Origin of the sequence: Actinoplanes sandaracinus (genome assembly GCF_030009775.1) — a bacterium.
Taxonomy (GTDB): domain Bacteria; phylum Actinomycetota; class Actinomycetes; order Mycobacteriales; family Micromonosporaceae; genus Actinoplanes; species Actinoplanes sandaracinus.
The window spans coordinates 173,686-187,920 of sequence record NZ_JASCTH010000011.1 but is presented as its reverse complement, the minus strand read 5'-3'; the positions used below and the strand labels follow the sequence as shown (position 1 = coordinate 187,920).

At 68.2% G+C, this 14,235-nt stretch carries 12 protein-coding genes; all 12 read left to right on the top strand.

Translation table 11 applies throughout. The annotated features are described in order from the left end of the window. The first annotated feature begins 16 nt into the window (after positions 1–16). The 12 genes from QLQ12_RS18635 (at position 17) to QLQ12_RS18580 (ending at position 14,234) form a co-directional block, all read left to right on the top strand. Positions 17–688 (top strand): NuoB/complex I 20 kDa subunit family protein, encoded by a 672-nt coding sequence (locus QLQ12_RS18635; RefSeq protein ID WP_282761452.1) that lies wholly within the window; start codon positions 17–19, stop codon positions 686–688. After that, positions 685–1,392: an NADH-quinone oxidoreductase subunit C gene (locus tag QLQ12_RS18630; RefSeq protein WP_282761451.1), complete on the top strand. Its 708-nt coding sequence runs from the start codon at positions 685–687 to the stop codon at positions 1,390–1,392. Before QLQ12_RS18635 ends, QLQ12_RS18630 begins: the two co-directional genes overlap by 4 nt. Further along, positions 1,389–2,714 carry an NADH-quinone oxidoreductase subunit D gene (locus QLQ12_RS18625; RefSeq protein WP_282761450.1) on the top strand — a complete coding sequence of 442 codons (1,326 nt, stop codon included), beginning with the start codon at positions 1,389–1,391 and terminating at the stop codon, positions 2,712–2,714. The genes QLQ12_RS18630 and QLQ12_RS18625 overlap by 4 nt, the downstream gene beginning before the upstream one ends. After that, positions 2,711–3,886, top strand: a complete 1,176-nt coding sequence (gene nuoE, locus QLQ12_RS18620) for an NADH-quinone oxidoreductase subunit NuoE (RefSeq protein WP_282761449.1) — start codon at positions 2,711–2,713, stop codon at positions 3,884–3,886. The genes QLQ12_RS18625 and nuoE overlap by 4 nt, the downstream gene beginning before the upstream one ends. Continuing rightward, a complete protein-coding gene (gene nuoF / locus QLQ12_RS18615) occupies positions 3,883–5,199 on the top strand; it encodes an NADH-quinone oxidoreductase subunit NuoF (protein ID WP_282761448.1) in 1,317 nt (438 codons plus the stop codon). Before nuoE ends, nuoF begins: the two co-directional genes overlap by 4 nt. Further along, on the top strand, positions 5,199–7,703 hold the full coding sequence (locus tag QLQ12_RS18610) for an NADH-quinone oxidoreductase subunit G (RefSeq protein ID WP_282761447.1): 2,505 nt from the start codon (positions 5,199–5,201) through the stop codon (positions 7,701–7,703). Before nuoF ends, QLQ12_RS18610 begins: the two co-directional genes overlap by 1 nt. Before the next feature lie 11 nt (positions 7,704–7,714). Further along, entirely contained in the window at positions 7,715–9,070 is a 1,356-nt protein-coding gene (gene nuoH, locus QLQ12_RS18605; RefSeq protein WP_282761545.1) for an NADH-quinone oxidoreductase subunit NuoH, read from the top strand. A 1-nt stretch (position 9,071) separates the two neighbouring features. Continuing rightward, positions 9,072–9,641, top strand: coding sequence for an NADH-quinone oxidoreductase subunit NuoI (gene nuoI / locus QLQ12_RS18600; RefSeq protein ID WP_328518289.1), 570 nt, complete (start codon positions 9,072–9,074; stop codon positions 9,639–9,641). Beyond that, positions 9,641–10,384: an NADH-quinone oxidoreductase subunit J gene (locus QLQ12_RS18595; protein WP_282761446.1), complete on the top strand. Its 744-nt coding sequence runs from the start codon at positions 9,641–9,643 to the stop codon at positions 10,382–10,384. The genes nuoI and QLQ12_RS18595 overlap by 1 nt, the downstream gene beginning before the upstream one ends. Next, a complete protein-coding gene (gene nuoK, locus QLQ12_RS18590) occupies positions 10,381–10,680 on the top strand; it encodes an NADH-quinone oxidoreductase subunit NuoK (RefSeq protein ID WP_282761445.1) in 300 nt (99 codons plus the stop codon). Before QLQ12_RS18595 ends, nuoK begins: the two co-directional genes overlap by 4 nt. Positions 10,681–10,691: 11 nt before the next feature. After that, positions 10,692–12,629, top strand: coding sequence for an NADH-quinone oxidoreductase subunit L (gene nuoL, locus QLQ12_RS18585; protein ID WP_282761444.1), 1,938 nt, complete (start codon positions 10,692–10,694; stop codon positions 12,627–12,629). 63 nt (positions 12,630–12,692) lie between these two features. After that, a complete protein-coding gene (locus QLQ12_RS18580; protein WP_282761443.1) occupies positions 12,693–14,234 on the top strand; it encodes an NADH-quinone oxidoreductase subunit M in 1,542 nt (513 codons plus the stop codon). Position 14,235: the final 1 nt, after the last annotated feature.

Below are 14,235 nucleotides of genomic sequence, written 5' to 3'. Positions count from 1 at the left end.
TGGAAGGCACTGCGCTATGGGTATCGAAGAGAAACTCCCGTCAGGCATCCTGCTGACGAGCGTGGAGAAGGTGTCCAACTGGGCCCGTAAGTCGTCGTTCTGGGGAGCCACCTTCGGCCTCGCCTGCTGTGCCATCGAGATGATGGCCGCCGGCGGTCCCCACTACGACCTGGGTCGCTGGGGGATGGAGGTGTTCCGGGCCTCGCCTCGGCAGGCCGACCTGATGATCGTGGCCGGCCGGGTCAGCCAGAAGATGGCCCCGGTGGTCCGGCAGATCTACGACCAGATGCCTGAGCCGCGCTCGGTGATCTCGATGGGGGTCTGCGCCTCGTCCGGCGGGATGTTCAACAACTACGCGATCGTGCAGGGCGTCGACCACATCGTTCCGGTCGACATCTACCTACCCGGGTGCCCGCCGAGGCCGGAGATGCTGATCGACGCGATCCTCAAGATGCGCGAGAAGGTCATGGCGCAGCCACTCGGGCCGAACGGACGCAAGATGCTCGAAGCTCGGCAGGCCGAGGGCCGAGTTCCGATCGTCGCGCCCGGCGCCATGCCGTCGTCATACCGCGTGGACAAGGTCCGCCGCGCGGAATGGACTCAGGCAGTGAAAGAGGGACGCGAGGAGCAATTGCGGATCGAGAACTGGATGAAACTCCAGCCGCATTTGCGGGAGGTTCACAAATGAGTATTCAACCCGGAACCGACAGTAGCGTCCCGGTGGGCGCCGAATTGGGTGCTCCGGCACAGACGCCGCCTAGCCCGGATAAGGGCATGTTCGGAGTCAAGGGGACCGGAGACGTCTCCGGCTTCGGTCGCCTAGCCCGCCCTAGACCTGCTGTTTTTGACAGCCCACGGCCATACGGCGAATATTTCGACGACGTCTATGACGCGTTGGAGGAAGCTTATCCGGCCCTCTCGGAAGCAATCGAGAAGGTGGTCGTGGATAGGGCGGAGCTCACACTTCACGTACGCGCCGAACACATCGCCGAGGTGTGTCAGGTAATGCGTGACGACGCCTCCCTGCGGTTCGAACTCTGTTCCTCGGTCGACGCGGTGGACTATCTCGGATCCGACGAGCGCCGTTTCCACGTCGCTTATCAATTGACTTCGATGACCTATCGGCGCCGTGTGCGGCTGGAGGTCGCGGTGGCCGACGGAGTCACGGTCCCGAGCGTCACCCAGGTCTACCCGACCGCCGACTGGCAGGAGCGGGAAATCTACGACATGTTCGGCGTCGTCTTCACCGGCCATCCGAACCTCACCCGGATCCTGATGCCGGACGACTGGGAGGGCCACCCCCAGCGCAAGGACTACCCCCTCGGCGGCGTGCCCGTCGAGTACAAGGGCGCCGAGATTCCGCCCCCCGACCAGCGGAGGGTCTACCAGTGACCACGTCCGAATACGCGAGCGCACGCGAGACCACCGAAGGTCGCGTCTTCACGGTCACCGGCGGGGACTGGGACTCCCTCACCGCCAGCGTCGACCCGCTCAGCAACGAGAAGATCGTCGTCAACATGGGGCCGCAGCACCCGTCCACGCACGGCGTGCTCCGGCTGGTGCTCGAACTCGAGGGCGAGACGGTGACCGACGTACGCCCGGTCATCGGCTACCTGCACACCGGGATCGAGAAGAACCTGGAGTACCGCAACTGGACCCAGGGCGTCACCTTCGTCACCCGCATGGACTACCTCGCCAACATGTCCAACGAGACGGCCTACTGCCTCGCGGTGGAGAAGCTGCTCGGCATCACCGACCAGATCACCGAGCGGGTCACCACGATCCGGGTGCTCTTCATGGAGCTCCAGCGAATCGCCTCGCACCTGGTCTGGCTCGCCACCACGGGCATGGAGCTCGGCGCGATCTCGATGATGCTGTACGGCTTCCGCGAGCGGGAGTACATCCTCGACATCTTCGAGGAGACCTCCGGGCTGCGGATGAACAACGGCTACATCCGCCCCGGCGGCCTCGCGCAGGACATCCCGGACTCTGCGGTCCGCAAGATCCGCGACTTCCTGAAGTACCTGCCGAAGAAGCTCAAAGAGTACGAGGCCATGCTCTCCGGCCAGATCATCTGGCAGCAGCGGACGCAGGGCGTCGCCGTGCTGGACGTGACCGGGTGCCTCGCGCTCGGTATCACCGGCCCGGTGCTCCGCTCCGCCGGCCTGCCGTGGGACCTGCGCAAGACCATGCCGTACTGCGGTTACGAGAACTACGAGTTCGACGTGCCCACCGCGACCACCGCCGACGTCTGGGGCCGTTACCTGGTCCGGATGGCGGAGATCCGTGAGTCGCTGAAGATCGTCGAGCAGGCACTGGACCGCCTCCGTCCCGGGCCGATCTGGATCGAGGACAAGAAGATCGCATGGCCGTCGCAGCTCGCGCTCGGCCTCGACGGTCTCGGCAACTCCCTCGAACACGTCGCGAAGATCATGGGCCAGTCGATGGAGTCGCTGATCCACCACTTCAAGCTCGTGACCGAGGGCTTCCGGGTTCCGCCTGGTCAAGTCTATGTCGCCATCGAGCATCCGCGTGGCGAACTCGGCGTACACGCGGTCTCCGACGGGGGCACCCATCCGTACCGGGTGCACTACCGGGAACCGAGCTTCGTGAACCTTCAGGCCATCCCCGCGATGGCCGAGGGCGCTCTGCTGGCCGACGTGATCGCCGGCGGCGCCTCGCTGGATCCCGTGATGGGTGGGTGTGACCGATGACAACGGTGGAATTCTCGCCGGCCGCCGAACCGCTGGCGGCGAAGCTGCTCGAGCCCGCGCGCGAGATCCTCGCCCGCTACCCGGCCGGACGGGAGCGCTCCGCGCTGCTGCCGCTGCTGCACCTGGTGCAGACCGAGGAGGGCTACGTCAGCCCGGGCGGGGTGGCGTTCTGCGCCGACGTGCTGGGCATCAACAAGGCCCAGGTCGGTGCGGTCGCGACCTTCTACACCATGTACAAACGGCGTCCGACCGGCGAGTACCTGGTCAGCGTCTGCACCAACACCCTGTGCAACGTGCTCGGCGGCCAGGAGATCTACGACGAACTCGTCGAACACCTCGGTGTCGGCCACGACGAGACCACGGCCGACGGCAAGATCACCTTGGAGCACGCCGAGTGCCTGGCGGCCTGCGACTACGCCCCGGTGGTGACGGTCAACTACGACTTCACCGTCGACCAGGCGACCCCGCAGAGCGCGGTCGAGCTGGTGGAGCACCTGCGCCAGGGCCAGCGGCCGACGCCCAGCCGGGGCGCCCGGATCTGCTCGCTCAAGGAGATGCAGTACCAGCTCGCCGGGTTCGCCGACCCGCGCGAGGGCGCGGTGGGCGACGGCGTGGCGGGCGCGCCGACGCTGCGCGGCGTGCGCCTGGCCCAGGAGCACGGCGTCGCGGTCGCCGGGTTCGACACCGACACCCCGATCACCAAAACCAAGCCGGCCCGCGACGAGAGCGCGCTCCCGCCCCGGACGGACGCGGCGGACAAGCCGGTCGAGGACAAGCCGGCCGAGGGCCGCATCGCGGCGGTCGCCAAGAAGGCGGCGACGGCGGTCAGGACCGCGGCCGGCGCGGTCGCCGAGAAGGTCGGGGAGCACCGGCACGCCGGCAAGACCACCGACACCGGCGACGTCAAGGACCCGGAGGTACGCGCGGCGGAGTCGCGCAATCCCACCGCCGACACCCCGGGTGATCCCCCGACGACCACGCCGGCGCCCGGCAACCCCGCCGAAGAAGCCGGAACGGCGAGCAACGAGCCGGCCGGCGACGGCAAACCCGCCGGTGACACCAACCGCGGCGAGCGGATCGTCACCGAGCGCACCGCCGAGCAGAAACCGGCCGACGTCGACCCGAACCCCGGGTGGCAGAACGTTCCGCGCGCCACCGAGGAGGAGAAGTGACCCAGCCCCGGCCGGAGGTCCTTCAGAAGCTCACCCCCGTCCTGACCAAGCGCTGGCTCTCGCCGGACGCCTGGCAGATCGGGGTCTACGAGCGGCTCGACGGTTACCTGGCACTGCGCAAGGCACTCGACGTGCACCCGGACGACCTGATCCAGCTGATCAAGGACTCCGGACTGCGCGGCCGTGGTGGCGCCGGCTTCCCCACCGGACTGAAATGGGGCTTCATCCCGCAGGGCGACGGTAAGCCGCACTACCTCGTGATCAACGCGGACGAGGGCGAGCCCGGCACCTGCAAGGACCTGCCGCTGATGACGTACGACCCGCACTCGCTGGTGGAGGGCGCGATCATCGCGTCCTACGCCATCCGGGCCAACCGGGCGTTCATCTACATCCGCGGCGAGGCGGTGCACGCCGCACGGCGGCTGCGCCACGCGGTCCAGGAGGCGTACGCCAAGGGGTTCCTCGGCAAGAACATCCTCGGCTCGGGCTTCGACCTGGACCTGGTCGTGCACAGCGGCGCGGGCGCGTACATCTGTGGTGAGGAGACCGCGCTTCTCGACTCGCTGGAAGGGTTCCGCGGCCAGCCCCGGCTGCGTCCGCCGTTCCCGGCCATCGCCGGCCTCTACGCCAGCCCGACCGTGGTCAACAACGTCGGGACCATCGCCAGCGTGCCGTACATCGTGCTGGGCGGCGCCGACTGGTGGAAGAGCATGGGCACCGAGAAGTCGGCCGGCCCGATGATCTATTCGCTCTCCGGCCGGGTGGTCAACCCGGGCCAGTACGAGTGCGGCCTCGGCATCACCCTGCGCGAGCTGATCGAGCTGGCCGGGGGCATGCAGCCGGGCCACGAGCTGAAGTTCTGGACGCCGGGCGGCTCGTCGACGCCGATCCTGACCGCCGAGCACATCGACACCCCGATGGACTTCGAAGGGGTCGCGGCGGCCGGGTCGATCCTCGGCACCACGGCGATGCAGATCTTCTCGGACCAGGACTGCCCGGTCTACAACACGTGGCGGTGGCTGGAGTTCTACCACCACGAGTCGTGCGGCAAGTGCACCCCGTGCCGGGAGGGCAACTACTGGATGGTCCGCACCTACCGCCGCATTCTGGCCGGTCAGGGCACCGTCGCCGACCTGGACACCCTCCAGGACACGGCGGACAACATCTTCGGCCGGTCCTTCTGCGGCCTCGGCGACGGCGCGGCGACGCCGGTCGTGTCGACGCTCAAGTGGTTCCGGGACGACTACCTCGGCTATATCGAGGGCCGCACCGCGCCGCGGCTCTCCGAGAAGTCCCTTGTAGGAGCGCACTGATGACGGACGTAGCCAAGAAGACCGATCAGGTCACTCTCACCGTCGACGGCATCGAGGTGACCGCCGAGAAGGGCGAGCTCGTCATCCGGGTCGCCGAGCGGATGGGTGTGGCCATTCCGCGGTTCTGCGACCACCCGCTGCTCGCGCCGGCCGGCGCCTGCCGGCAGTGCCTCGTCGAGGTGGAGGGGCAGCGCAAGCCGGTCGCCTCGTGCACCCAGACGGTGGCCGAGGGCATGGTCGTCAAGACCCAGCTCAGCTCGCCGGTCGCCGCCAAGGCGCAGGCCGGCATCATGGAGATGCTGCTGATCAACCACCCGCTGGACTGCCCGACCTGTGACAAGGGCGGTGAGTGCCCGCTGCAGAACCAGGCGATGAGCACGGGCCGTGCCGAGTCCCGGTTCAAGGAGGAGAAGCGGGAGTACCAGAAGCCGATCCACATCTCCAGCCAGGTGCTGCTGGACCGGGAACGCTGCGTGCTCTGCCAGCGCTGCACCCGGTTCTCCGAGGAGATCGCCGGTGACAAGTTCATCGACCTGATGGACCGCTCGTCCGGCGAGCAGATCAACGTCTACCGCGACGACTTCTTCGGCGGCGACGGCACCGGCGACGGTGAGGTCGGAGACGGCGAGGGCGACGTCCCGTTCAACTCCTACTTCTCCGGCAACACCATCCAGATCTGCCCGGTCGGAGCGCTGACCGGCGAGCAGTACCGGTTCCGGGCCCGGCCGTTCGACCTGGTTTCCTCGCCGAGTGCCTGCGAGCACTGCGCCTCCGGATGCGCCCAGCGCACCGACCACCGCCGCGGCAAGGTGCTGCGGCGGCTGGCCGGCGACGACCCCGCGGTGAACGAGGAGTGGAACTGCGACAAGGGCCGCTGGGGCTTCCGCTACGCCACGGCCACCGACCGCATCACCACCCCGCTGGTTCGCGACGCCAAGACCGGTGAGCTGCGCGAAGCCTCCTGGAGCGAGGCGCTGTACGCGGCGGCCGAAGGCCTCAAGGCGGCGATCTCGCGCGGCGTCGGGGTTCTTCCGGGCGGCAGGCTGACGGTCGAGGACGCGTACGCCTACGCCAAGTTCGCCCGGACCGTCCTCGGCACCAACGACATCGACTTCCGGGCTCGTCCGCTGCGTGCGACGGGCACACCGGTGTCGGTCACCGAGGAGGCGGACTTCCTGGCCGCCGCCGTCGCCGGGGTCACCGAGGTGACGTACGAGCAGGTGGAGAACGCGCCGTCGGTGGTGCTCGCCGGTCTGGAGCCGGAGGAGGAGTCACCGATCCTCTTCCTGCGCCTGCGTAAGGGCCACGTCAAGAAGAAGCTCAAGGTGACGGCCGTCTCGCCGTACCTCTCCCGGGGTCTGGAGAAGCTGGGCGCCGCGCTCGTCGCGGCCGTCCCGGGGGATGAGGCTCATGTCCTGAGCACGGACTCCGCGGTGGCGGAGGCGCTCAGCGCACCGGGCTCCCTGCTGATCGTGGGCGAGCGGCTGGCAGAAGCACCGGGCGGGCTCAGCGCGGCGGCCGCGCTGGCCGCCCGCAGCGGCGCGAAACTCGCGTGGGTGCCCCGCCGGGCCGGTGACCGCGGCGCCGTCGACGCCGGCTGCCTGCCGAACCTGCTGCCCGGTGGCCGCCCGGTCACCGACGCCGCGGCCCGTGCCGCGCTGTCGCTGGCCTGGAAGGCCGAACCGGGCGTGCTGCACGGCACGCCCGGACGGGACACCGACCGGATCATCGCGGGGGCCGCCGACGGCACACTCGGCGCCCTGCTGGTCGGCGGCGTCGACCCGGCCGACCTGGCCGACCCGAAACTGGCCGAGGAGGCGCTCGACGCGGTGCCGTTCCTGGTCAGCCTGGAGATCCGGCAGAGCGCGGTGACCCGGCGGGCCGACGTGGTGCTGCCGATCGCGCCCGCCGTGGAGAAGGCCGGCACCTACATGGACTGGGAGGGCCGGCTCCGGTCGTTCGACGCGGTGCTGAAGAGCACCGCCATGACCGACGGCCGGGTGCTGGAGGCGATCGCCGCCCTGCTCGACGTCACCCTGAACACCGGTGATGTCCATGCGATCCGGCGCGAGCTGGGTTCTCTGCCGGGCAACGCCTCGCCGAACCGGGCCGCGTCCACCGTTCCGTCCGTCGCGGCGGCTCGCGCCGCCGAGCCGGGCGAGCACGAGGCCGTCCTCGCCACCTGGCATCACCTGATCGACCTGGGCTCGCTGCTCGACGGCGACCAGGTATTGGCGGGCACGGCCCGCCCGTCGGTGGCCCGGCTCGGCAAGGATCTCGCCGAGTCTCTCGGGCTCGCCGACGGTGACCTGGTCACGGTCAGCACGGTCCGGGGGTCGGTCACGCTGCCGGCCGCGATCACCGACCTGCCGCCGCGGGTGGTGTGGCTGCCGACGAACTCGCCGGGCTCGACGGTCCGGCGCAGTCTCGGCGTCACCGCCGGCGCGGTGGTCAAGCTGACGGCCGGCGTCCCCGGCTCGATTCTCGCCGAGGGGGCCTTGTGAACCAGATCGTGCTGGCGGCGACCGCCGTCGACCCGACGCTGGAGACGTTCGAGAACGACATCTGGTGGATCTCGCTGATCAAGCTGTTCGGCTTGTTCGTGCTGCTTCTGCTCCTGACGCTGTTCACGATCAACTACGAGCGCAAGGTCGTGGCCCGGATGGCGGTCCGGCCGGGCCCTAACCAGGTCGGCCCCAAGGGCTGGTTGCAGAGCCTCTCCGACGGCATGAAGCTGCCGTTCAAGGAGGAGATCATCCCGAAGACCGCCGACAAGGTGGTCTACTTCATCGCCCCGGTGATCTCGGCGACGGTGGCGTTCACCGCGTTCTCGGTGATCCCGTTCGGCGGCGTGGTCAACATGTTCGGCCAGCAGACCGCGCTGCAGCTCACCGACGTGCCGGTCTCGGTGCTGGTGCTGCTCGCCTGCTCGTCGATGGCGGTGTACGGCGTGGTGCTGGCCGGCTGGGCCTCCGGCTCGACCTATCCGCTGCTCGGCGGTCTGCGGTCGAGCGCGCAGATGATCTCCTACGAGGTCGCGATGGGCCTGTCCATCGTGGCGGTCTTCATGACCGCCGGCACGATGAGCACCTCGCAGATCGTGGCGGCGCAGGCCTCCGGCAACCCGGTGGAGCTCTTCGGTTTCGAGGTGACCGCCCCCGGCTGGTACGCGGTCCAGCTGCTGCCGAGCTTCATCATCTACCTGATCGCCGCGGTCGGTGAGACGAACCGGGCGCCGTTCGACCTGCCCGAGGCGGAGTCCGAACTGGTCGGTGGCTTCCACACGGAGTACTCGTCGTTCAAGTTCGCGCTGTTCTTCCTCGCCGAGTACATCAACATGATCACCGTCTCGGCGTTCGCGACCACGCTCTTCCTGGGCGGCTGGCGGGCCCCGGCCCCGATCACCACGTTCTGGGAGGGCGCGAACTCCGGTTACTGGCCGCTGCTCTGGTTCTTCGGCAAGGTGCTGATCCTGCTCTTCGGCTTCATCTGGCTGCGGGCCACGCTCCCCCGGATGCGCTACGACCAGTTCATGCGCTTCGGCTGGAAGGTCCTGATCCCGGTCAACCTGGTCTGGATCCTGTTCCTGGCGTACTTCAAGGTCGCTCGCAGCGGCGCGCTCTCCGACGAGGTCCGGTGGATCTCCACGGGCGTCATCGCGGTCCTGGTCCTGGGCGTCGCCTGGGGTTGGCCGTCACAGAAGAAACCGAGGCGGCTCTCCATCGAGGAAGAACTGCATCAGCGGCCGCCGGGCAGTTTCCCGGTCCCGCCGATGGATCTCCAGGTCCCGCCGAGCCCCCGCGCCCGCCGAGCCGTGGCCGAACGTGCCCCGGCCACCGTCGGCGGCGAGCCCGAATCGAAGGAGGTGTGACGTGGGCACGGTGACCGGCTCCTTCAAAGGTTTCGGCGTGACCTTCGCGCACATGTTCCGCAAGGTGATCACCACTGATTACCCGTTCTCCCCGCCGAAGCCGGCGCCGCGCTACCACGGGCGGCACATCTTGAACCGGCACCCGGACGGCTTGGAGAAGTGCATCGGGTGCGAGCTGTGCGCGTGGGCCTGCCCGGCCGACGCGATCTACGTCGAGGGTGGCGACAACACCGACGAGCAGCGGTTCTCGCCCGGCGAGCGGTACGCGAAGATCTACCAGATCAACTACGCCCGGTGCATCTTCTGCGGGCTGTGCATCGAGGCCTGCCCGACTCGGTCGCTGACCATGAGCAACGAGTACGAGCTGGCCCGCGACAACCGCCAGGATCTGATCTTCACGAAGAAGGAGCTCCTGGGCCCGCTGCTGCCCGGCATGGAGCAGCCGCCGCACCCGATGCGGCTGGGTGAGACCGACAAGGACTACTACATCGGTGCGCTCACCAACCCGGGCACGTCGATCGGCGCCGAGCGGGCGCCGTCGAACGAGGTCACCGGGAAGGAGGTCGTGTGATGGGGGCCGTCTCCACCGGCGAACAGGTCGCCTTCTGGATCCTCGGACCGCTCGCGGTGATCGGGGGGCTCGGCATGGTGCTGGCCCGCAACGCGGTGCACTCCGCGCTCTGGCTGGTCCTCACGATGCTGAACCTCGGGTTCTTCTACGTGATCAACTCAGCGCCGTTCCTGGGCTTCGTCCAGATCATCGTCTACACCGGCGCGATCATGATGCTGTTCCTGTTCGTGCTGATGCTGGTCGGCCGGGACGCGTCGGACTCGCTGATCGAGACCCTGCGTGGCCAGCGGATCGCCGCGATCGTGCTGGGCGTCGGCTTCGCCGCCCTGATCGGCACCGGCCTGGCACGCTCCCTCGGCAACAACACCGTGATCGGCCTCGACGCGGCAAACCAGAACGGCAACGTCGAGGGCCTGGCCGCGCTCCTGTTCACCCGGTACGTCTTCGCCTTCGAGGTGACCTCGGCCCTGCTCATCACGGCCGCGGTCGGCGCCATGATCCTCGCCCACGTGGAGAAGGCGCAGGAGGACAAGCGTGACCAGGTGACCCGGATGAAGGAACGCTTCCGCCCGGGCAACTACCCCGGCGCGAAGGCCGGTCCCGGCGTCTACGCGAACACCATGTCGGTGGCCGCGCCCGGCCGCCTGCCGGACGGCAACGGCGCCGAGCGGAGCATCTCGCCGATCCTTCCGGTTCGCGAGTTGACCCCGTCCGAGGTCGCGCCGAAGGGGACTGAGAAGTGACGCCTGACTACTACCTGGTGCTGGCGGCGATCCTCTTCACCATCGGAGCCTCCGGGGTGCTGGTCCGCCGCAACGCGATCGTCCTGTTCATGTGCATCGAGCTGATGCTGAACGCGGCGAACCTGGCGCTGATCACTTTCAGCCGGATCAACGGCGGCCTGGACGGCCAGATCATCTCGTTCTTCGTGATGGTCGTCGCGGCTGCCGAGGTCGTGGTCGGTCTCGCCATCATCATGTCGATCTTCCGTACGCGGCGCTCGGCGAGCGTTGACGACGCGAACCTCCTCAAGTACTGAAGGGCCTTCACGTGGATCTTGCTGTGGAGTTCGCCCCCGCGACGGGAGTGTTGAGCAACATCTGGTTGCTCGTGGCCATCCCGCTGGCCAGCGCGGCGATCCTGCTGCTGCTGGGCAAACGGGCCGACAAATGGGGCCACTGGCTCGGTGTCGCCTCGGTCGCCGCCTCGTTCGTACTCGGGCTGATCTTCTTCCTCAATCTCTCCGGTCTCGACCCCGAGCGCCGCTCGGCCGAGTTGAGCCTCTGGGACTTCATCGTGGTCGGCCGCCTCAACGTCGACTTCGGCCTGCTCTTCGACCCGCTGGCCGGCGTCTTCGTGCTGCTGATCACCGGCGTCGGATCGCTGATCCACCTGTACGCGGTCGGGTACATGGAGCACGATCCAGGCCGGCGGAAGTTCTTCGCCTACTTCAACCTCTTCGTCTCGGCGATGTTGCTGCTGGTCCTGGGCAACAACTACGTGATGCTGTACTTCGGCTGGGAAGGCGTCGGCCTGGCGTCCTACCTGCTGATCTCGTTCTGGTACACCAAACCGTCGGCGGCCACCGCCGGCAAGAAGGCGTTCCTGATGAACCGGGTCGGCGACGCCGGCCTGGCCATCGGCATCTTCCTGATGTTCACCGAGCTCGGCAGCACCCAGTACGACGAGGTCTTCAACGGGGTCGACTCGCTCGCCGCCGGGACGATCCTGGTGATGGGTGTGCTGCTCCTGCTCGGCGCGTGCGGCAAGTCCGGCCAGTTCCCGTTGCAGGCCTGGCTCCCGGACGCGATGGAGGGCCCGACCCCGGTCTCCGCGCTCATCCACGCGGCGACCATGGTCACCGCCGGCGTCTACCTGATCGCCCGGTCCAACCCGATCTTCTCGGCGAACACCACGCTGCAGCTGATCGTGGTGAGCGTCGGCGCGCTGACCCTGCTGATGGGCTGCCTCATCGGCGCGGCCAAGGACGACATCAAGCGTGTCCTGGCCTGGTCGACCGTCAGCCAGATCGGTTACATGTTCCTCGGCGTCGGGCTCGGCGGCGGGGCGTACGCCCTGGCCATCATCCACCTGCTGGCGCACGGCTTCTTCAAGGCCAACATGTTCCTCGGGGCCGGCTCGGTCATGCACGGCATGCACGACCAGGTCGACATCCGCAGGTTCGGTGGTCTGCGCAAGCACATGAAGATCACCTACTTCACCTTCGCGACCGGCTGGCTGGCGATCATCGGCATCCCGCCGCTGTCCGGCTTCTTCTCCAAGGAGCCGATCATCGCGGCCGCCTTCGAGCGGGAGGTGGCCTGGCAGGGCTGGGTGTTCGGGACGGCGGCGCTGCTCGGCGCCGGTCTGACCGCGTTCTACATGACCCGGCTCTTCGTGCTGACCTTCCACGGTCCGGCCCGCTGGACCGAGGACAACCAGCACCCGCACGAGTCACCGGCGATCATGACGATTCCGCTGATCCTGCTGGCGGCCGGCTCGGTCGGCGCCGGTTTCCTGATGAGCACCAGCGTGCCGAACTGGCTGACCCCCGTCTTCGGCGAGCAACAGGCCGCGCCGCACGGCGTGCTGGGCGACAGCGGCCACACGATCGTCACCGTTCTGTCGCTGCTGGTCACGGTCCTCGGGGCGGGCCTGGCCTGGGCGCTGTTCCGGAACGGAACGGCGACGGAGCCGCAGCCGGCCGGTGTGCTGGTCACCGCGGCACGCCGCAACCTCTACACCGACGCCTTCAACGAGGCCGTCTTCGAACGGCCCGGCATCTACCTCACCCGGGCGCTCGTCTTCCTCGACAACCGGGGGATCGACGGCCTGGTCAACGGCCTTGCGGCCGGGGTGGGCGGTGGGTCCGGCAGGCTGCGGCGGCTTCAGACCGGATTCGTGCGATCGTACGCCCTGTCGATGCTCACCGGCGCCATGCTCGTGGTCGGCGCCTTCCTCGCGATCCAGCTGGGGTGGTTGGCGTGACGAACATCATTCGGTCCGGTCGCCACGGCGGCCGGCGACTTGCGGACGTTCGGAGGCCGAATAATGTTCGCTGACTTCCCGTTCCTGTCCATCCTGACGCTCCTGCCGTTGGTGGGAGCGGCGGTGGTGGCCTTCATCCCGCGCAGCAAGGCGCAGTTGGCCAAGCTGGTCGCACTGGGCTGGTCGCTGGTCGTACTGGTGCTCAGCGTCTTCATGTGGGCCGCCTTCACCATCGACGGCGACCGGTTCCAGTTCCGCGAGTCCTACACCTGGATCCCGGCGTGGGGGGCGAACTTCACCTTCGCCGCCGACGGCATCGCGCTCGTCATGCTGATGCTGATCGCGATCCTGTTCCCGGTCGTCATCCTGGCGTCCTGGAACGACGTCGACCAGAGCACCCGCTCGGCGCCGGCCTACTTCGCGCTGCTGCTGTCCTTCGAGTTCACGATGATCGGGGTCTTCGCCGCGGCGGACGTCTTCCTGTTCTACGTGTTCTTCGAGATCATGCTGATTCCGATGTACTTCATCATCGGGTCGTTCGGCAGCGGCCAGAAGCAGTACGCGGCCGTCAAGTTTTTCCTCTACAGCCTGGTCGGCGGCCTCTTCATGCTGGCCTCCGTGATCGGGCTGTGGGTGCTCGGCGGGCACACCTTCGACTTCACCGAACTCGCGAAGTCGACCGCGGCGATCGACCAGAACACCGCCCGATGGCTGTTCCTCGGCTTCTTCGTGGCGTTCGCGATCAAGGCGCCGTTCTTCCCGTTCCACACCTGGCTGCCGGACTCCGGTGGCGCCGCTCCGGCGGGCGCCGCCGCGCTGCTCGTCGGTGTGATGGACAAGGTCGGCACGTTCGGCATCCTGCGTTACTGCCTCTCGCTCTTCCCCGAGGCGTCGCGCTGGTTCGCGCCGACGGCCATGATCCTGGCCGTGATCGGCATCATCTACGCGGCACTGCTCGCGGTGGGCCAGAACGACCTGAAGCGGCTGGTGTCGTACACGTCGATCGCGCACTTCGGCTTCATCGGCATCGGCATCTTCGCCTTCACCACGCAGGCGGGCACCGGCGCGGTGCTCTACATGGTCAACCACGGGCTGGCCACCGGCCTGCTGTTCATCGTGGTCGGCATGTTCGTGGCCCGGCGCGGATCCTCACTGGTCAGTGACTTCGGTGGGGCCGGGAAGCTGGTTCCGGTGCTGGCCGGGGTGCTGTTCTTCGCCGGTCTCGCCTCGCTGGCGCTGCCCGGCACCGCACCGTTCGTCAGCGAGTTCCTCGTCCTGATCGGCACGTTCAGCACGAACAAGGGCTACGCCGTGGTGGCGACCATCGGCATCGTGCTGGCCGCCGCGTACGTGCTGTGGATGATCCAGCGGACCACCCAGGGCACGCTCAACCCGGCTCTCGCCGAACTGCCCGCCATGTCGAAGGACATCACCCTGCGGGAGAAGGCGGTCGTCGCCCCGCTGATCGTGCTCCTGCTGGTACTCGGCTTCTACCCGAAGCCGGTCATCGACGTGATCAACCCCGCGGTGCAGGCGACGATGCAGGACGTCGGCGCGAAGGACCCGGTCCCCACGGTGGAGGCCGGCGGAAAGGTGGGCGGCTGAC